Annotated in this window: 16 protein-coding genes; 5 read left to right on the forward strand and 11 right to left on the reverse strand. The window is 68.4% G+C overall.

Annotated elements, in window-relative coordinates; all coding sequences use genetic code 11:
- Positions 1–122: 122 nt before the first annotated feature.
- The 3 genes from CVA01_RS13650 to CVA01_RS13660 all read right to left on the reverse strand — a co-directional run bounded on the left by CVA01_RS13650 (position 123) and on the right by CVA01_RS13660 (position 3,946).
- Entirely contained in the window at positions 123–1,334 is a 1,212-nt protein-coding gene (locus tag CVA01_RS13650; RefSeq protein ID WP_014009140.1) for a cobalamin-independent methionine synthase II family protein, read from the reverse strand.
- A 64-nt stretch (positions 1,335–1,398) separates the two neighbouring features.
- Complete coding sequence (locus tag CVA01_RS13655) at positions 1,399–2,598, reverse strand: cobalamin-independent methionine synthase II family protein (RefSeq protein WP_014009141.1); 1,200 nt, start codon at positions 2,596–2,598, stop codon at positions 1,399–1,401.
- Positions 2,599–2,686: 88 nt separating this feature from the next.
- Positions 2,687–3,946 (reverse strand): aminotransferase class I/II-fold pyridoxal phosphate-dependent enzyme, encoded by a 1,260-nt coding sequence (locus CVA01_RS13660; RefSeq protein ID WP_141331511.1) that lies wholly within the window; start codon positions 3,944–3,946, stop codon positions 2,687–2,689.
- Positions 3,947–3,958: 12 nt separating this feature from the next.
- Here CVA01_RS13660 and CVA01_RS13665 point away from each other — a divergent pair, with 12 nt between their 5' ends.
- The 4 genes from CVA01_RS13665 to CVA01_RS13680 all read left to right on the forward strand — a co-directional run bounded on the left by CVA01_RS13665 (position 3,959) and on the right by CVA01_RS13680 (position 8,566).
- A complete protein-coding gene (locus CVA01_RS13665) occupies positions 3,959–5,026 on the forward strand; it encodes a hypothetical protein (protein ID WP_082796478.1) in 1,068 nt (355 codons plus the stop codon).
- A 457-nt stretch (positions 5,027–5,483) separates the two neighbouring features.
- Positions 5,484–6,635, forward strand: coding sequence for an NRAMP family divalent metal transporter (locus CVA01_RS13670; protein WP_141331556.1), 1,152 nt, complete (start codon positions 5,484–5,486; stop codon positions 6,633–6,635).
- Between the two features lie 12 nt (positions 6,636–6,647).
- Positions 6,648–7,433 (forward strand): putative hydro-lyase, encoded by a 786-nt coding sequence (locus CVA01_RS13675; protein WP_141331513.1) that lies wholly within the window; start codon positions 6,648–6,650, stop codon positions 7,431–7,433.
- A gap of 14 nt (positions 7,434–7,447) precedes the next feature.
- Entirely contained in the window at positions 7,448–8,566 is a 1,119-nt protein-coding gene (locus CVA01_RS13680) for a PLP-dependent cysteine synthase family protein (RefSeq protein WP_218024592.1), read from the forward strand.
- Here the strand turns inward: CVA01_RS13680 and CVA01_RS13685 are convergent.
- Complete coding sequence (locus CVA01_RS13685; RefSeq protein ID WP_014009146.1) at positions 8,556–9,176, reverse strand: GntR family transcriptional regulator; 621 nt, start codon at positions 9,174–9,176, stop codon at positions 8,556–8,558. The two genes, CVA01_RS13680 and CVA01_RS13685, sit on opposite strands and share 11 nt — an antisense overlap.
- Before the next feature lie 61 nt (positions 9,177–9,237).
- On the opposite strand from CVA01_RS13685, the gene CVA01_RS13690 reads away from it, so the two are divergent.
- A complete protein-coding gene (locus tag CVA01_RS13690) occupies positions 9,238–9,735 on the forward strand; it encodes a P-loop nucleotide/nucleoside kinase family protein (protein WP_244938316.1) in 498 nt (165 codons plus the stop codon).
- 42 nt (positions 9,736–9,777) lie between these two features.
- On the opposite strand, the gene CVA01_RS13695 is transcribed toward CVA01_RS13690, so the two are convergent.
- The 7 genes from CVA01_RS13695 to CVA01_RS13725 all read right to left on the reverse strand — a co-directional run bounded on the left by CVA01_RS13695 (position 9,778) and on the right by CVA01_RS13725 (position 19,334).
- Positions 9,778–10,350, reverse strand: coding sequence for a dihydrofolate reductase family protein (locus tag CVA01_RS13695; RefSeq protein ID WP_141331517.1), 573 nt, complete (start codon positions 10,348–10,350; stop codon positions 9,778–9,780).
- Between the two features lie 67 nt (positions 10,351–10,417).
- A complete protein-coding gene (locus CVA01_RS13700; protein ID WP_141331519.1) occupies positions 10,418–12,199 on the reverse strand; it encodes an acetyl/propionyl/methylcrotonyl-CoA carboxylase subunit alpha in 1,782 nt (593 codons plus the stop codon).
- Entirely contained in the window at positions 12,196–13,752 is a 1,557-nt protein-coding gene (locus CVA01_RS13705; RefSeq protein ID WP_141331521.1) for a 5-oxoprolinase subunit B/C family protein, read from the reverse strand. Before CVA01_RS13705 ends, CVA01_RS13700 begins: the two co-directional genes overlap by 4 nt.
- On the reverse strand, positions 13,749–14,507 hold the full coding sequence (locus tag CVA01_RS13710) for a LamB/YcsF family protein (RefSeq protein ID WP_014009151.1): 759 nt from the start codon (positions 14,505–14,507) through the stop codon (positions 13,749–13,751). The genes CVA01_RS13705 and CVA01_RS13710 overlap by 4 nt, the downstream gene beginning before the upstream one ends.
- A gap of 125 nt (positions 14,508–14,632) precedes the next feature.
- The gene (locus tag CVA01_RS13715) at positions 14,633–15,271 is read right to left on the reverse strand and encodes a DUF3239 domain-containing protein (RefSeq protein ID WP_073884105.1); all 639 of its coding nucleotides are present in this window, start codon (positions 15,269–15,271) and stop codon (positions 14,633–14,635) included.
- A gap of 28 nt (positions 15,272–15,299) precedes the next feature.
- The gene (locus CVA01_RS13720; RefSeq protein ID WP_082796468.1) at positions 15,300–16,946 is read right to left on the reverse strand and encodes a DNA repair helicase XPB; all 1,647 of its coding nucleotides are present in this window, start codon (positions 16,944–16,946) and stop codon (positions 15,300–15,302) included.
- 54 nt (positions 16,947–17,000) lie between these two features.
- Entirely contained in the window at positions 17,001–19,334 is a 2,334-nt protein-coding gene (locus CVA01_RS13725; protein ID WP_141331523.1) for a helicase-associated domain-containing protein, read from the reverse strand.
- Between the last annotated feature and the right edge of the window lie 66 nt (positions 19,335–19,400).

Here is a 19,400-nt window from a genome sequence, read left to right on the forward strand (position 1 = left end):
TGTTAGTTTGCGTAGCCCAGTCTGAACTACGACGGTTCACCTCAGATACACCGAGGCCCCGACCGCGCCGGAAGTGGCACGGTCGGGGCCTGGAACAGCGGGGGAGTTGATCCGGTCCCGGATCAGCCGAAGAGCTGCTTCGAGGCGATCTCGGCACCCTTGACCAGGGACTCGAGCTTCGCCCAGGCGATCTGGTGGTGCAGGCGTCCGCCCAGACCGCAGTCGGTGGAGGCGACGACGTTCTCCGGGCCGACGACCTCGGCGAACCGGGTGATGCGGTCGGCGACGAGCTGGGGGTGCTCGACGACGTTGGTGGAGTGGCAGACGACTCCCGGGTAGATCAGCGAACCGGCGGGCAGCTGGTGGTCCTGCCAGACGCGCCACTCGTGGGCGTGGCGGGGGCTGGAGCCCTCGAAGGTGAAGCCGCCGACCTCGGCGCGCAGCACCTCGTCGATGATGTCGCCGAAGGGGATGTCGGTGGTGTGCGGGCCGTGCCAGGAACCCCAGCAGATGTGCAGGCGGGTCTGCTCCTTTGGCAGGTCCTTGATCGCGTCGTTGAGGGCGTCGATGCGTATCCGGATCCATGCCTGGTAGTCGGCGACGGTCGGCTCCGGGTTGATCTGGTCCCAGGCCTCGGCGAGGTCCGGGGCGTCGAACTGCACGGTGAAGCCGGCGTCCGTGATGGCCTTGTACTCGTGGGAGAGTGCCTGGCCACAGGCCTGGACGAGCTCCTCGTCGGTGTCGTACGCCTTGTTGGCCAGGCGGGCGGCGGAACCGGGGGCGATGGCGGCGACGAAGGCGTCGGACCGGTTGTGGCCGACCTTGTCGAGGGCCTTTGTGAGCAGGTCGACGTCGGCGTCGACCTCCTGCTGGCCGATGTAGGTCACCGGGCCGGTGAACTCCGGGTTGCCGACCTTCGCGCGACCGGTGAAGATGCCGGACTCCGGGTCCTCGTAGGCCTCGTTGAAGGCGGCGCGGTCACGACGGTCCGGGAAGCTGGTGAGCTTGATGTTGCCCGGGGTGGAGCGCACGACCTCGGCGTTGGCCCACCGGTCGGTGTCGGTCATGGTGAGGCCGCCCAGTCGGGTGAAGGTGTAGTTCCACCAGGCGCCGTAGTCGACCGCACCGGAGGTGATGTGGCCGTACTCGCCCTCGTTGATGATGTCGAGACCGAGGTTGTGCTGGCGGGCGACGACCTCGTCGACGCTGTTCTGCAGGATCTCCAGGAACTTCTCGCGGGTGATCTCACCGGCGGCGAAGGTCTTGTTGGCCTCCAGCAGTTCGGGGGTGCGGGGCAGGGAGCCCACGTGGGTGGTGCGGATTTTGTTGACCATCTACAACGTCCTTTTCTCAGGTGTTTCTCGGGTGGTGCTCGGTGATCTCTACTCGGGTAGAACTCTAGCGTCCGTAGATCTCGCGGGACGCCAGCGCCGCCCCTTCCACGAGCGACTCGAGCTTCGCCCAGGCGATCTGCGGGTGGAGACGGCCGCCGAGACCACAGTCGGTGGACGCGATGACGTTCTCCGGGCCGACGATGTCGGTGAACTGCAGGATCCGGTCGGCCACCAGACGCGGGTGCTCGATGACATTGGTGGAGTGGCAGACGACACCCGGGTAGATCAGGGTGTTCTCCGGCAGCTGGTGCTCGGACCAGACGCGCCACTCGTGGGCGTGGCGGGGGCTCGCACCCTCGAAGGTCAGACCGCCGACATCGGCACGCAGGCACTCGTCGACGATGGCGCCGAAGGGCACGTCGGTGGTGTGCGGGCCGTGCCAGGAACCCCAGCAGATGTGCAGCCGGGCCTTGTCCCGCGGGATGCCGTCGAGGGCGGTGTTGATCGCGTCGATGCGCTTGCCGATCCATGCCTGGTAGTCGGCGATGGACGGCTCCGGGTTGATCTGGTCCCAGGCCTCGGCGAGGTCCGGGGCGTCGATCTGGACGGTGAAGCCGGCGTCCGTGATGGCCCGGTACTCCTCGTTGAGTGCGCGGGCGGCGGCGTCGAGCAGCTCGTCCTCGGTGTCGTAGAACTTGTTGAGCAGGCGGGCGCCGGAGCCGGGGGAGACAGCGGCGACGAAGGCGTCGTCGGTGGAGTGACCGACCTTGCCGAGGGCGGCGGTGAGACCGTTGACGTCGGCGGCGACGGCGTCCTGGCCGGTGTAGGAGATGGGGCCGGTGATGGCAGGGTGGGTGAACTGGCCGCCGGGGAGGATGCCCTGGGAGGGATCGTGGTACGCGTCCCGGAAGATCGTCCAGTCACGTCGGTCGTCGAAGTTGGTCAACTGGATATTGCCTGGGGTGGAGCGGACGACGGGCTCGGGTTCGTCGGTGAGTTCCAGGCCGGCAAGTCGTGGGAAGATATAGGTCCACCAGGCACCGAAGTCGAAGGACTCGGACGACAGGTGGCCGTATTCGCCGTCGTTGATGATGTCGAGGCCGAGGTCGTGCTGGCGGGCGACGACTTCGTCGACGGAGGACTGGAGCGTCCCGAGGAATTCCTCGCGGGTGGCGTCGCCGGCCTGGAAACGACTGTTGGCCTCCAGCAGTTCAGGCGTGCGGGGCAGTGAGCCCACGTGTGTGGTGCGGATTTTGTCGGCCATGAGTGCTCCTCGGTGGTAGTGCGCAGTGGTCCTGCGGCAGCGGTGTGTTACTCAGTGGTGAATAATAGACCGAGCGGTTCAGTGAACTCTATTCGCCCCCGGACAGCCTCTCCCGGACGCCGTCCTTCAGCCGTCCGGCCGCGGTCGCCAGTGTGGTGTCGTTCTTGCAGAACGTCCAGCGCACGAGGGTGTGCACCGGGTCTGTGGGGTCGGCGGCGGCATCCGCGGTGACGAAGGCGGTCACCGGAATGCCCGCTACACCCACTGCACCCGGCAGACGCCGGCAGAACTCCTCGCCGGACAGGGGCTGTCCGTCCACGCCGGTCAGTCCGAGCGGGGCGATGTCGGTGATGACGTAGTAGGTGCCGTCGGAGCCCAGGACCTCCATGCCGGCGTCCTCCAGGGCTCCGACGAGGGTGTGCTTGCGCTGTCGGAGAGTCTCGCGCCACGTGTCCGACCAGTCGTCGGCGTTGTCGAGCGCCCACGCCACCGCCGGCTGCAGCGGGGTCACGCCCACATAGGTCAGGAACTGTTTCGCAGCGGTCACCGGTCCCAGCAGGTCAGGGGCGGCGATCGCCCAGCCGGTCTTCCAGCCGGTGACGTTGAAGTTCTTGGACGCCGAGGAGATCGTCACGGTCTGGTCGGCCATGCCCGGCAGTGTGGCGAAGGGGACATGCTCGCCACCGCTCCCACTGAACACCAGCCGCTCGTAGACCTCGTCGCTGATGACGACGGTGCCGGTGCCGCGCACGCAGTCCGCGATGAACTCCAGGTCCGCCCGGGACAGGACGGTGCCGGTCGGGTTGTGCGGGGTGTTCAGCAGGACGGCGGCGGTGGCGTCCTCGGCGACGGAGGTGGCGAAGGCCTCCCGGTCCAGTGACCAGCGGCGGACGCCGGTGCTGTCCGGTTCCAGCTGAAGGCGCACCGGACGCACGGAAGCTCCGGCCAGGCCGATGCACGCGGTGTAGGCGTCATAGGTCGGTTCGAGGGTGACGACCTGGCGTCCTTCATCGACGAGGCCGAGGACGGACGCGGCGATGGCCTCGGTCGCACCGACGGTGATGAGAACGTTGTCGGCGGTGACCTGTTGTCCCCACCGGTCACGCCGGTCGCGGGCGACGGCCTCACGCAGAGCAGGTTCACCGGGGCCGGGGCCGTACTGGTTGTTGCCGCCGGTGATCTGGTCGGCGGCGATGCGCAGCATCTCGGCCGGGCCGTCATCGTCCGGGAACCCCTGGCCGAGGTTCGCGGCCTGCGTGCGGACGGCCTCGGCGGTGACGGTGGCGAAGATGGTCGGGCCGATGCCCGCGACGCGGTGTGCCGGATGGTGATCAGTCATGTCCGCCATACTATGGACGTCATGACTGAGCTGACACGTCCCACCCCACTGACCGCGACCGACGCGGACCCCGATTTCGTCGAGCCGTTGGTGGCCACCGACCCCGCTGATCTGCCCAAGGGGCATCCGACTGACGCCATGGCGGGGCATGACAAGCTCAGCCCCCGGGCGCAGCTCGAGCTGCTGCTGCAGAACTTCAGCGACTCATACCCGGAGATCTTCACCTCGCTGACCACCGATGAGGGTGCGGGTCTGGCGGTTTCTGCGGAGCTGAAGGACGCCACGGAGCGGATGTGGGCCCGGGTGCCGGACCTCATCACCCACTGCAGCCTGCTGGTGCTCGGTGCCGGGCTGGACCATGCGATGCCGACGTCGGCGTTCCTGAAGACAGGCCCGTCGGCTGATGCTGTGGAAGTCGCGGGGCTGCAGGGCACGGTGCTGCGTCCGTCGGAGCCGACGGGTGCGGTCGCGGTGAGCCTGCACGGCGGGCCGGGCTGGTTCGGGGACGCGGAATCGCACGAGCAGCTGTGGCTGCCGCTGTTCGCCGCGCTCGCCGAGAAGTCCGGGGTGACGATCGTCGACCTGCTTTACCCGCTGCCCGGTTACGGCGCCGGAACCCCTGCGGTGACGGAGGACGCGGTGGCTGCGGCGTTCGCCGAGGTGCGCGAGCGCGCCGGGGAGTTCGTGGGCGCCGGAGTATCGGGGGCGTCGGCGGACCGTGTCGGGCTGGTGACCTTCGGTTCCGGCTTCACGGTGGCGTCGAAGGTCCTGGACAAGGCAGGGGAGGACACGGGGGAGGACGCAGCCTTCCTGCTCGCGATGACGCCGCGGATTCCGGCTGATCTCTCCTATGACCTGTCCGGCGTGCCGACCCGCGTGTCGGTGGCCTCGGAAGATTCGCGGGGGACAGCGGCCCAGGTCGTGCTCGACTGGTTCGGGGCACATGCGGGCGTGTCCGGTGAGGTCACGGCGCCGGCGGAGGGGTCGGGCTTCGAGTACGCGGAGTACCTGTCCGAGCACATCATCGGCGTGCCGGAGGTGTGGCGTCGTCGCGTCTCGGATGACGCGGCGTGGTTGGCTGCGCGGTAAGAGCCGGTAAGAGCCGGTAAGAGCCGGTAAGAGCTACCGGGGACTTCACAACTGAGGCTTCACTGTCGCTACCAGTATGTAGATGCGGTGGCCAGGTACCTGACTTCCGCATCTCCGTACTGGTGGCGACATCTCACAGGCGACAATGACCTGAAAGTTCCGCATCGACGAGCGGCCGTCCTGTGGAGGACAGTCCGGGGGAGAGCGTCTGACTGGGGTGGGTATGAGACGTATAGGGGGCGAGCAGGGCGCCCCGGCCGCAACGGGTTACCAGTGCGTAAAACATCGTTGATTGTTGAACACTTCCATTGTGAGTTGTTGAACAATCCCATAAAGTGATCGGCACCACGACGAAAGAGGTGCAGACATGAGCGAGTCCACCACAGCGGACGCGTCAATCAGAGATACCCCGGAATCTTCCGGCGTCCGGCCCGGTAAAGGCGCCGCTCTCGGCGCGATGTTCCTCATGGCCACCAGTGCCATCGGACCAGGGTTCCTCACCCAGACCAGCGTGTTCACGGCCCAGATGGGGGCGGCGCTCGGCTTCGCGATCCTCATCTCGATCCTCATCGACATCGCCGTCCAGCTGAATGTCTGGCGTGTTCTCACGGTCAGTGGGAAGCGGGCCAACGAGCTCGGCAACATCGTCCTCCCCGGCCTCGGCTGGGCGTTGGCAGCCCTGGTATTCATCGGCGGCGTCGCCTTCAACATCGGCAACATCGCCGGAGCGGGACTGGGGACGAACGCCATGTTCGGGTTGGATGCGAAGCTCGGCGGCCTGCTCTCCGCGCTGGTCGGTATCGGAATCTTCCTGTCGAAGAAGGCCGGCGTGGCACTCGACCGCATCATCGTCATCCTCGGTGCGGTGATGATCCTGCTCATGCTCTACGTCGCCATCGCCTCCAATCCGCCGGTGGGAGAGGCGCTCAAGCAGACGGTACTGCCCGATGACATCGACTTCTTCGTGATCACGACGCTCGTCGGAGGCACCGTCGGCGGCTACATCACCTTTGCCGGTGCACACCGCCTCATCGACAGCGGTATCACCGGACCGGAGAATGCCGGACGTGTCACCAGGATCTCCGTCAGTGGCGTCATCGTCACCGGCGTCATGCGCATCCTGCTCTTCCTCGCCGTGCTCGGCGTCGTCGCCACCGGTGTCGCACTGGCGGAGGACAACACCGCCGCGGATGCCTTCCACCAGGCTGCCGGCGAGGTCGGACTCCGCATGTTCGGCATGGTGCTCTGGGCCGCGGGCGTCAGCTCCGTGGTCGGCGCGGCGTACACCTCCATCACCTTCGTCACCACGCAGAACATCCAGCCCCGGAACCGCAACCTGCTCACCGTCGCCTTCATCGCCGTCTGCGCGGTGATCTTCCTGATCCTGGGTACCGCCCCGCAGACCCTGCTCATTTTCGCCGGTGCCTTCAACGGCGTCATTCTGCCGATCGCCTTCGCCCTGGTGCTCTGGGTCGCGTGGAAGCGGCGTGACCTGCTCAAGGGTTACAGCTACCCGAAGTGGCTGCTGGTTGTCGGTGCCGTGGTGCTTGTCCTCGAGATCTACCTCGGCTGGAACTCACTCACCGGCATCGCCGATCTCTGGAACTAGGAAAGGACGACCATGACTGACCGTGCACTGCTGACTCCCGCCGAGGCCCGCGCCCTCTTCCGTGACGGCCTGCAGGTCCCGACCCCGGGCTTCTCCGCCGGATACGCCCAGGCCAACCTCATCACCCTGCCGAAGGAGGACGCCTTCGACTTCCTCATCTTCGCGCAGCGTAATCCGAAGCCGTGCCCGTTGCTCGGCGTTCTGGAACCGGGGGAGACTTCCTCAGATCTGCTCGTCGGCGGAGACATCCGGACGGACATCCCCGGCTACCGGGTGTTCCGCGACGGGGTCCTCACCGAGGAACGTGCGGAGGTGACCGACCTGTGGCGCGACGACCTCGTCTCCTTCATCATCGGCTGTTCGTTCACGTTCGAGACCGCCCTGCTGGACAACGGCGTCCCCGTCGCGCACATCGAGCAGGGACGCAATGTCCCGATGTACCGGACGAGCATCCCCACCACCCCGGCCGGGAAGTTCCACGGGCCGATGGTGGTATCCATGCGTCCGATTCCCGCGAACCAGGTGGCGGACGCCGTCCGGATCACCTCCCGCTACCCGTCGGTCCACGGTGCTCCGGTGCATGTCGGTGACCCCGCGGCGATCGGCATCGATGACCTGGCACACCCCGATTTCGGGGATGCCGTGGACATTTCCCCGGGAACCGTACCGGTGTTCTGGGCCTGTGGCGTGACCCCGCAGTCCGTGGTGATGAGTTCAAAGCCCGAACTCGCTATCACCCACGCACCGGGCTACATGCTGGTCACCGACGCCCGCGATCTCCTGTACCAGGTGCCGTGATGGAAGATTGCTCCATGACCTCCACCGGCACCACCCACGACATCAACCGCTACGACGCCGCCGCCCGACGCTGGGCCGCCGAGGCCATCCGGAAGGTCCAGGCCGACCAGCAACGCTCGGCGGACACCCACCTGCTGAAGATGCCGCTGCCGGACGACTGGGGCGTGGACCTCTACCTCAAGGACGAGACCACACACCCGACCGGTTCGCTGAAGCACCGGCTGGCCCGGTCACTGTTCCTCTACGGCCTGGCAAACGGCTGGATCCGCGAGGACGCACCGGTGGTCGAGGCGTCCTCCGGATCCACGGCGATCTCCGAGGCGTACTTCGCCCGGCTCACCGGTGTCCCGTTCATCACTGTCGTCGCTGCGTCCACCAGTTCGGAGAAGGTGCGTCTGATCAGGTCCTACGGGGCAGAGGTGCGGTTCGTCGACGATGCGTCCACGGTGTACGCGGTGGCGGCCCGGACCGCAGCGGAGACCGGTGGGCACTACATGGACCAGTTCACCTACGCCGAGCGGGCGACGGACTGGCGCGGGAACAACAACATCGCTGAGTCGATCTTCCGGCAGATGTCGATGGAGCGGTTCCCGGACCCGCGGTGGATCGTCGCCACCGCCGGCACGGGCGGCACCTCGTCGACCCTGGGGCGCTACGTCCGCTACACCGGCCGGATGACCGGGCTGTGCGTCGCGGACCCGGAGAACTCCGCCTTCTTCCCCGCATGGTCTGCCGGCGACCGTTCCCTGGTCACCGACACCCCGTCCCGGATCGAGGGCATCGGACGCCAGCGGGTGGAGCCCAGTTTCACCGGCCCGGTCGTCGACCGGATGACGAGCGTTCCGGACGCCGCGGCGATCGGCACGGTCCACGCCCTGGAGCAGGTCACCGGTATCCGCGCCGGCGGCTCGACCGGGACCGGTCTGTGGGCGGCGCTGCGCCTGGTTGCCGAGATGAAGGACGCGGGGGAGCAGGGCAGCGTGGTCTCGCTGATCTGTGACTCCGGTGAGCGCTACCTCGACAAGTACTACTCGGACGCCTGGCTCGCTGAGCAGGGGATCGACGCTGCACCGTACCGGGACGGCGTCCTGAATTTCCTGGAGTCCGGAGACGCAGGAATGCTCACGGACTGACCGTCGACGCCAGGGATTCCCCGGTCTCCGCCAGGGACGCGCGCAGCGTCGATGCCGCACCTGCCCGGTCACCGGTCCGTAGCAGGGTGACGACCTGCCGGTTTACAGGGACAAACTCATCGTGGAAGCCCGGACGGTTCCGCTCGACAGTGAGAAACACCAGGCGCATCCGGGCGAGCAGCCGGTCCATCTCCTCGTTGAGGAGTGTGGAGCCGGCGGACTCCACGACGGTCCGGTGGAAGAACTGGTTCGCCAGGGCGGTCTCTGCCGAAGACGACTCAGACACCGAAACTTCCGCGTCGGTGACGATCCGGTCGAGGGCGTCCACGTCAAGGGCGTCCCCCCACAGCAGCGCGCCGGGTTCGACCACGGCACGCGCCCGGTAGAGATTCCGGATGTCCTCGGAGCCGGGGGACGCGATGAAGACGCCTCGGTTGGGGATCCGGTCGACGATGCCGTCGGCGGCGAGGGCGGCAAAGCCCTCACGCAGGGTGTTGCGGGAGATCCCCAGCTTGTCGGCGACGGCGACTTCGTTGAGCTTCTCGCCGGGGGAGTATTCACCGGCGGACACGGCATGCCGCAGGACGGCGGCGACGGACTGGGCACGCATGGTGGTCAGTGTAGCGGGGTGTGCGGGGTGATCCCGGGACATCACCCGTAGAGTCGGCCGGGTGACAGTCGACAGAGTTCCAGTGCCCCGCGTCGTGATGATGTGCGGGCCTGGCGGCGCAGGCAAGACGACCTACGCGAAAGGTCTGGAGGCTGACGGTTGGACGCGACTCTCCTTCGAGGTCGAGTTCTGGAACCGTGGCGTCACCACATTGCCCTCCGCTGAAGTGGTCGCGGAGGTGTCGGCGGAGCTCAAGGCTCGCCTGCTGCGCCTGATTGCCGCGGGCGAGGACGTGGTACTCGACTTCGGGTTCTGGTTCCGGCGGCAGCGCGATGAGTACCGCGCACTTCTCGCACCGCAGGGCATCGTGCCCGTGACCGTCTACATCGCGACCAGCCTCAGTACCATCCTGAGCCGGATCGACCGGAGGCACGGTAGTCAGGCGGACGACTGGCCTCTCACAGAACAGACGGCGACGGAGTACTTCGAGCGGTTCGAGCCGCCGTCTCCGGAGGAGGGCCCGCTCGACGTGATCGCTGATTCCGACGGGTCGATCTAGCCTGGCGATCTGGCCTGGCGTCGACGGTTTACTGAGATTCCCTCACCGGTCGCTCCGTCTGTACTCCTCGACGATGACGCCGGAGTCGAAACTACGGCACCGCTCCAGGTCGAAGTTCACGGTCGTGGCGGCCATATGACCGAACAATCGGATCCCGTCTCCGAGGACGAGCGGATTGCGTTTGAGGATGAGACGGTCGATCTCAGGCAGCAGCACGCCTGCCAGGTCACCACCGCCACAGAGGTAGATGTCCTTCCCCTGCTCCTGCTTGAGTTCACGCACGGTCTCCAGGGCGTCGGCGGTGAAGGTCACGTCCACCGTGGCGTCCTTGTGCGTGCGCGTCGCGACGTACTCCCGGAGGTGGGCGTAAGGGCGTTCGATGCCTTCGGCGAGTGCCACCGCGTAGCTGTTCCAGCCCTGGATCACCGTGTCGAACCTGTCCAGCGGAGCGTCCATCCCGATCGCGGACAGGACATGGGCGGGGACGGCGTCGGTGAACTCGCTGAGGAGAACAGGCATGTGGTCACCTTCGACGGGGAAGGCGTCGAAGTTCCCGTCCGGTGCGGCGATGTATCCGTCCAGTGATACTGCGACGTAGTAGACCAGGTCTCTCATCACGGTTCCCGTCAGTGCGTAGGCGGTGTCTGTCAACGGATACCGCCCACGTTACTGACAGCGGGCCCTACTCCACAGCCCCCAGCACCGCGCCACGTGCGGCATGGGCGCCGGCGTTCAGCGTGATGTGCAGGACGCCGTCCGCCGGGGCGGTGACGGCACGCTCCATCTTCATCGCCTCGATCGCGACGACCGTGTCGCCCTTGCTGACCTGCGCACCGTCGTCGACCTTCCATTCGACGACGGTGCCGTCGAAGGGGGAGGTCACCGGGGTTCCTGACACGGCGGAGGCAGCGGACGCCTCGGAAGCCGCCGGCGCAGCAGACCCTGCACCTGCACCGCTGACCACCGAACCGAGCACCCCGGCAGGGATCCCGACCCGGTGCAGTCGACCGTCGATCTCCACCGAGATCTCGGTGCGCTCGATGTAGGCATCCTCGATATCCCCGCCGGTCGCGGCACCGGGAACGTAGTGGGAGTCCACCCAGTCGGTGTAGACGCCGAACTCGCCGGCGGATCCGTCAGAAGCCACCGCAGTGAACTCCGGGGCACGGACATGGTCGCGGTGGAACGGCAGCACCGTGCGCACACCGGTGATCACGAACTCGTCCAGCGCAGCCCGGGCACGGCGCAGCGCCACATCGCGGGTCGGACCCCACACGATGAGCTTGCCGAGCATCGAGTCGTAGAAGCCCGGGATCGTGGAACCGGACACCACGCCGGCATCCACCCGGATCCCCGGACCCGTCGGGACGCGGAACTCGGTCACCGTGCCGGGGCAGGGGACGAAGCCGTTGGCGACGTCTTCAGCGTTGATCCGGAACTCGATGGCGTGGCCGGAGGACGCCGGGTCCAGCGGTTCTCCCGCAGCAATCCAGCTCAGCTCCTCACCGAAGGCGATACGGAACTGCTCGGCGACGATGTCCACCCCGCTGGTCACCTCGGTGACCGGGTGCTCGACCTGCACACGTGTGTTGACCTCCAGGAAGGAGACCGTCCCGTCGGCGGCGACGATGAACTCCACCGTGCCTGCACCGACATATCCGGCCGCGGCACATATCGACCTCGCCCCCTCGGTGATCTGCTCACGCTGACCAGTCGTCAGGAACGGCGCCGGTGCCTCCTCGACGAGCTTCTGGAACCGACGCTGCGTCGAGCAGTCGCGTAGGCCGACCACCGAGACATGGCCGTGGGTGTCCGCCAGGACCTGGGCTTCGACATGCCGCGGGGTCTCAAGGAATTTCTCGACGAAGCACTCGGTGCGTCCGAAAGCCTCGCCCGCCTCACGGCCGGCGGAGAGGAAGGCGTCCTCCACCGCGTCGAGTCCGTCCTCGCGGGTCACGATCTTCAGCCCGCGACCGCCACCGCCGAACGCGGCCTTGATGACGACAGGCAGACCGTGCTCTTCAGCGAAGGCGTGCGCCTCCTCCCAGGACTGCAGCGGTTCGGAGGTGCCCGGGGCCAGCGGTGCTCCCACCGACTCCGCGAGCTGACGGGCGGCCATCTTGTCGCCCAGGGTGTCGATGGTCTCCGGGGTCGGACCGATCCAGGTCATCCCGGCGTCCGCCACGGCACGCGCGAAGTCCGCGTTCTCCGACAGGAAGCCGTAGCCGGGGTGGACGCAGTCCGCGCCGACGCGTGCGGCGATGTCCAGCAGCGCGGGGATGTTCATGTACGTCTGCGCGCCGGTGGTGCCCTTCAGCGCCCAGGCTTCGTCGGCGACGCGGGTGTGCAGTGCGTCGGCGTCGGCTGAAGAGTAGACGGCGACCGACCGGATGCCGAGGTCGCGGGCGGCGCGGGCGATCCGGACGGCGATCTCGCCGCGGTTGGCGATGAGGACGGTGGTCATGAGAACTCCTGGTCTGGCTGACGGTATTCGACGAAGGTGACCTGCGCACCGGGCGCGAGCTGCGCGGCGGCGTCGAGGTCCTCGGGGATGACGGTGGCGATGACGGGGTAGCCGCCGGTGACGGCATGGTCGCGGAGGAACACGACCGGTTCGCCGTTCGGAGGCACCTGGACCGACCCGGCGATCATGCCCTCGCTGGGCAGTTCGCCCTCATGGTCGCGGGTCACGGGATCCTCGCCGGTGAGTCGCAGGCCCACCCGGTTCGAGGTCGCGCTGACGGCCCACGTCGCGCCGGTCAGTGCCTTGACCCCCTCGGCGAACCAGTCGTCGCGGGGACCGGGGACGACGCGCAGGACGCCGTCGGTACGCACCGGTGCATCGACACGTCGGACGCTGCCGCGCGCCGGGCCGGCGTACACGGTGTCGCCGGGTTCCATCGGCGCCGGACCCAGCCCGGAGAGCAGGTCGGTGGAGGTCGACCCCAGCACGGATTCGGCGACCACGCCGCCGCGCACCCCGATGTAGCTGCGCAGACCTTCGGTCGCACTGTCGACCGTGAGTTCGGACCCCGCGCCCAGCAGCAGCGGGACGCCGCGGTCCTTCGCCGTGCCGTTGACACTGACCGTGGCCACGGCGCCGGTGACGACGACAACAGTCTCGACCAGCGCGGTGAGGGTCAGTCCACCGATGCTCTCCAGCACCGCGGCGTCCCGGCTGTTGCCGAGTGCCTCATTCGCGGCCTGTGCGGAGCCACGGTCAGCCGCACCCGAGCCGGTGACGCCCAGGTCACCGAACCCGTGGCGTCCGGCGTCCTCGACGAGGACCTGCAGCCCCGGATCATCGACGCGCAACACGGGGCGCCGGGGACCGCTGACCACGTTCTTCCTCGTGGATGTTGCGACCTCGACCCGCTCGGTGACGGCGCGGTAGTGCACCCGGTCGCCGGGGGAGAGCAGGGCAGGGGACTCATTCGTGCCGTCCCAGAAGGGTTGTGTGGTCGATCCGATGAGCTGCCAGCCGCCGGGGGAAGTCCGCGGGTAGACCGCGGAGAAATCCCCGGCCAGGGCGACGGACCGGTCCGGTACCGCAGGACGTGGCGTGGGATGCCGTGGCACGTCGAGCGCGCGTGTGGCGTCCTCCGGGACGCAGTAGGTGAATCCGGGGGCGAAGCCGCCGAAGGCCGCGGTCCACACCGTGGTGGTGTGCCAGTCGATGAGCGCGTCGCGGGTCATCGACAGTGAGCCGGCCAGAGTGTCCAGGTCTGTGGTTCCGGAGCCGTCGTAGATGACGTCGACGGTGATGTCCCGGGGTTCGTCGGACGTGGCGTCCCCCGGGAGAAAACCCGGGAGGATGCCACGGGCGGCGTCGGCGGCAGAAGCGGACCCGAAGCGGACCAGAACGGTGCGCGCGGCGGCGCCGACGGAGGTCTGACCGGGCAGGGGAGCGCTGCTCAGGGCGGCGTGCCAGGCCATGGCGGTGGCGAGGTCGGGCAGGTCGACGAGCAGCGCCCGGGTGCCGGCCCGGTGGACAGGGACTGCGGCGGGGACGGTCACAGGAAGCTCTTGATCTCGATGCCGTCCTCGCCGAGCGCCTTCACGATGCTCTGTGCCAGAGCGACGGAGTCCGGCGAATCGCCGTGGACGCAGACGGACTCGGCGTCCACCTTGAGCACCGTGCCGTCGAAGGCGGTGATCGACCCGTCCTCGGCGACCTGGCGGATACGGGCGGCGACGAACTCCGGGTCCGGGACAACGGCGTTCGGCAGGGTGCGGGAGACCAGGGTGCCGTCCGGGTTGTAGTTGCGGTCGGCGAAGGCCTCGCGGATGACGCGCAGGCCCTTCTTCTCGGCGATGTCCACGGCGACGCCGCCCGGGAGCAGCATGACCGGGATATCCGCGGAGAATGCGTGGATGCCGTCGATCACGGCGTGGGCCTGGGCCTCGTGGTGGACGATGGTGTTGTAGAGCGCGCCGTGGGGCTTCACGTAGCGGACCTCGGTGCCGTAGCGGTGGGCGAGGGCCTCGAGGGCGCCGATCTGGTAGAGCACCTCATCGGCGAGCCGGGCCGGATCGATCTCCATGTTGGTGCGGCCGAAGTTGGCCGGGTCGTTGTAGCCGATGTGGGCGCCGACGGCGACGCCCCGCTCGGCGGCGGCCCGGACCGTGTCAGCGATGGAGTGCGGGTCTCCGGCGTGGAACCCGGTGGCGACGTTGGCGCTGGTGACCAGCTGGATCATGGCGTGGTCGTCAGCGACGGCGACACCGTTGGTGGTCTCGCCGAGGTCGGAGTTGAGGTCGATGACGGGCATGGTGGGCCTCCTGTGGTGCTGCGCCAGGGTCGGATTGTTGAACAATCCAAACTCTAGTGCATCAACGTGGGCTGCGCCACAGGAGAACCGTAGGAATGTGGATGGAACCACGGGTGGCTGGGGGACTACAGCTCGATCATCCGGCGCTTCGAGGCCGAGACCTCGTCGACGCGTCCGACCAGGCCCTCGAGCTTCTTCCACTGGCGGTCGGAGACAGCCTTCTCCGCCGAGGCGATGACCGCACGGTCCTTCGTCCCCCAGGCCACCGGCATCGGGGAGATCTCCTCCCAGTGGTTCCGGTTACGGGTCGTCCGCATCCCGGTGACCGCCATCGACGGCACCTTCTCGCCGACGATGCGCCGGATCCCCGGCACCGAGGTCACGGTCCGCACCGCCAGGGCAGGAGTGGCCGGCTCACCGGAGCCGGGCACGGCGGTGTCCACCAGTGACAGCAGGACGACATCGCGCGGGTTGACCTTCGCCACGACCGTCGGCACCAGGTCGTAGTTGTCGTAGTAGGACTGCGGGGTACCCAGCTGCTTCGGCATCACCGGCACCATGACGAAGCACAGCAGGGCCATGATGCCGGTGGCGATGCCGATGACGACGGTCAGTCCCGACCCGATGAGGACCAGGATCACGGTCGCCACCAGGAACAGGACCCCGAGGATCGCCGCGGACCACTGGAACCGCTTCGCGTCCCGGAAGAACTCGTTGTGGGTGCGGGCGAACGTCTCGTCCACGGTGAAGTTGAACTCGGTCACTGGAATAACCCTCTGAACCTCGTGACCTCTACAGGTCGATCGAATCGATGATGCGGTAGCCATACCCCTGCTCCGCGAGGAAGCGCTGGCGGTGGGCGGCGTAGTCGGCGTCCAGTGTGTCACGGGTGACCACGGAGTAGAAATACGCCGCCGACCCGTCCGGCTTCGGACGCAGGATGCGGCCCAGTCGCTGAGCCTCCTCCTGCCGGGATCCGAAGGTGCCGGAGATCTGGATGGCCACGGACGCTCCCGGCAGGTCGATGGAGAAGTTCGCGACCTTCGACACGACGAGGACGCTCAGTTCACCGGCGCGGAAGGCGTCGAACAGCTCCTCGCGGCGCTTGTTCGGCGTCCTGCCGTCGATGACCGGGGCATCCAGCTCCTCGCCGAGCTCCTCGAGCTGGTCGATGTAGGCACCGATGACCAGTGCCGGCTCGCCGGCGTGTTTGGCCAGGATCTTCCGCACCACATCGGTCTTCACCGGCGAACACGCAGCCAGCCGGTACTTCTCGTTCTGCTCGGCGGTGGCGTAGATCATCCGGTCGTTGTCGCCGAGCTGGACACGCACCTCGGTGCAGTCGGCCGGGGCGATGAAGCCCTGCGCCTCGATGTCCTTCCAGGGCGCGTCGTAGCGCTTCGGGCCGATGAGGCTGAAGACGTCGTCCTCCCGGCCGTCCTCGCGCACCAGTGTGGCGGTGAGGCCCAGCCGACGCCGTGACTGCAGGTCACTGGTCATCCGGAACACCGGCGCGGGCAGCAGGTGCACCTCGTCGTAGATGATGAGGCCCCAGTCGCGGGAGTCGAAGAGTTCGAGGGCGCGGAAGACGCCCTTCGTCTTGCGGGTGACGACCTGGTAGGTGGCGATGGTGACCGGGCGGATCTCCTTGCGCTCACCGGAGTACTCGCCGATCTCGTCCTCGGTCAGGCTCGTGCGGCGGATGAGCTCATCGCGCCACTGGCGTCCTGCGACGGTGTTGGTGACGAGGATCAGCGTGGTCGTCTTCGACTTCGCCATCGCCGCGGCACCGACCATCGTCTTGCCGGCGCCACAGGGCAGCACGACCACACCGGAGCCGCCGGACCAGAAGGATTCCGCCGCCATCTCCTGGTAGTCGCGCAGCTCCCACTGCTCGTGCTCGGTGGACAGCTCGATGGGGTGCGCCTCACCATCGACGTAGCCGGCCAGGTCCTCGGCCGGCCACCCGACCTTGATGAGTTCCTGCTTGATCCGGCCGCGCTCGGAGGGGTGGACGATCACCGTGTCCGCGTCGATCTGCTCGCCGAGCATCGGCCGGATCTTCTTGTGCCGCTGGATCTCGGCGAGCACGGCGGCGTCCGAGGATTCCAGGACCAGGCCGTGGACCGGGGAGGTCGCCAGGGTCAGCCGCCCGTAGCGGTCCATCGTCTCGGCGATGTCGACGAGCAGGGGCTGCGGCACGGGGAACCGCGAGTAGGTCTCCAGGACGTGGACGACCTGCTCGGCGTCGTGCCCTGCGGCGCGGGCGTTCCACAGTGCCAGCGGGGTGATGCGGTAGGTGTGGACGTGCTCGGGGGCACGCTCCAGCTCGGCGAACGGCGCCAGGGCGATACGCGCCTCGGCTGCGGCCGGGTGGTCGATCTCGAGCAGGACGGTCTTGTCGGACTGGACGATCAGTGGTCCGTCACCGATGGGCACTGCGGACTCCTCATGGGCGGGGTGTGGTGAACCGGTCCATTCTAGACCGGTTCGTCACACCGGTGCGGCGACCCAGGCGATGCGGTGCGGCTGGATCCGCAGTGAGACCCCGTCAGACTCGGTGACGCCCACGATAGACACCGGGCTCATCGTCACCACCGAGATCCATTCCTGCACCGCCGACCCGTCGGCGTTAACGTAGCTGATCTCCACCCGCGTCCCGCGGTCGTAGGCGGAGCGCAACGTGGCCATGATCTGGTGCGGGTCGCGCACCGTCTCCACGTCAGGCAGGTCTGTGCCCTCCGGGTCCTCGGCGTCGGAGACGGCCTGCCGGGTGCGGCGCAGCCCTTCCACGGTCCCGGCGAGCTGGTCCTCGACTTCCTCACGAGAGACGGAGGGACGCCGCGGGTCGGGCACGAGGGACAGGACCGGACCATGGGTCGTGGCGGCGGCGTCCCCGTCGACTCCGACGCGGACCCCGGCGTCCTCCAGCAGGCTGACCACGCGGGAGAGCTGCGTGCGGCTGACCGCCACGGTCGGCGCGATGCGGCGCAGGGCGGCATCGCGGACCTCCCCGTCGGACAGAGACGCCAGCATGGTCAGGGCCGAGGTCAGCGTCGCCTCGTCGGGGGCGGTGAGGATGGTGGACGCCGTGCCCGCCGTCATCGCGCCGCTGGACCGGAAGGCGTCGTTGATGAGGTAGTCGAGGCCCTGGGGGATCTCCGGGGCCATGCCGGCGAGGAAGCCGCGGACCCGGTCAGCGGTCTCACCGGCCGCCGCGGCGCGCTTGAGGGATTCGGGGGAGATCCGCCACACGCTCGCCATTCCGGTGGACTCCACATCGGCGATCGCGCGCAGCATCGCCTCGTCGTCGGGTGCCAGCAGACCGGGGGCGAGGACGGTCATGTCGGCCTGGATGATCAGCATGCTCACCGGGGCGGGCAGCACGCCGGTCAGCGCGGTGGTCAGGGCATCTGCCGGGGCGTCGGACGCCAGGGCGACCGCCGCGCTGGTGGACTGCCCGTCGGCGCGCAGCCCCAGGGCCTCGGCTTCGGCGAGGACGCCGGCCACCGCCTGGGTCGGGGTCTTGGCAGCCAGGGAGGGGCGCAGCCGCCACAGCTGGACGGCGGCATCGTGCGCATCGTCTGGTGCATCCTGCGTGGGGCCCAGCACGGTCACCAGTTCAACGGTGAGTTCGCGCAGCGCGGCAGTGGTCGGGTGGTCGAGACTGTCCTGGAGCAGGTGGGTGCCGGTCTCCGCCATCTCCCACGGGGAGTGCGGACTCGTCGACCAGCCGGACAGCAGCAGTGCCCACCGCCGGGCCATTCCCGCGGCCAGGAACTCCGCACCGCGGTCGGTGACCCCCCACACCTCCCCGTCGGGCCCGGCGGTGTCGACCTCAGGGGCGGGGACGGGCAGGCCGGGACCGATGAGGTCGGCGTGGCGGCACAGCAGCAGCGTCCCGGTGACCTCGTCGGTGGTGGTCTCCGTGGCCTTGGCGACACGGGTGATCTCACGGACACCGACCCCGCCGCCGCCCAGCGGACGCAGCGGTGCAGTGCCGAGCACGGTGAGCAGTTCGGTGACCTGCCGCAGTGTCTCCACCGCCCGGGCGACGCCCGCCCCGTCGGCCCGGTCGGTGACCGGGACCGGTTCGGGCGTGGTGAAGTCACCACCGGGATCCGGGGTCACCCGGCAGGCAATGACGGCGCCGACCCGCGGTGACAGGCGCGCCGTCTCGGCGTCCACCCGGTCGAGCAGGCCGGCGGCGATCATCCGGGCCAGCGGACGCTCCGGGTCGTCGAGGGACGCCGAATGTCCGATCCCGCCGGCGGTGGCGAGGGTGTCGAGCAGTCGGCGCTGCCGGTCGGGGAGTTCGGCGAGGACGTCGGGGAGATCCACGGTGGGGACGGGGCAGCGGTAGCCGTCGACCAGTGCCCAGGGCAGGTCGGTGGTACCGGTGAAGAAGCCCTGCAGGTCGCCGGGGATCGCGACGGGGAAGGGGTCCGGCCCGTCGTCGCCGGTGGGGGCGTTGTCGATGTGCAGGCCGGGGCCGTAGGCCAGTCCGCGGTGCGCCAGGGACCGCAGCACCTCCGGGATCTCCGCGGTGGTGGGGCGGCCGGTAGCCGGCGTCCCCGCCTCGTCGAAGAGGGAAGTCAGGGCGTCGGAGAGGGAGGAGGCGTCCACCGGATGATGGGCGGCACCGGCACGGGCCAGTCCGTGGAGGACGGCCAGGGACCGGGCGTCGAGCTGACGCAGTGCGGCGACATCGGCGGTGAAGGTCCGGCCGTGGATGGCGCGCATACGCCACAGCAGGTCCACGAGGGTGGCGTCGTCATGGGCGGTGAGCCAGTCACCGTAGGACGGGAACGGTGTGTTGTCGGGCATGGTCCGGACAATTTTACCCGTACCTCCCACGGGGGTGGACGCGGCACGTTGTTCGGGCGTCAGGTA

The organism is Corynebacterium variabile, assembly GCF_006539825.1.
Classification (GTDB): Bacteria; Actinomycetota; Actinomycetes; order Mycobacteriales; family Mycobacteriaceae; genus Corynebacterium; species Corynebacterium variabile.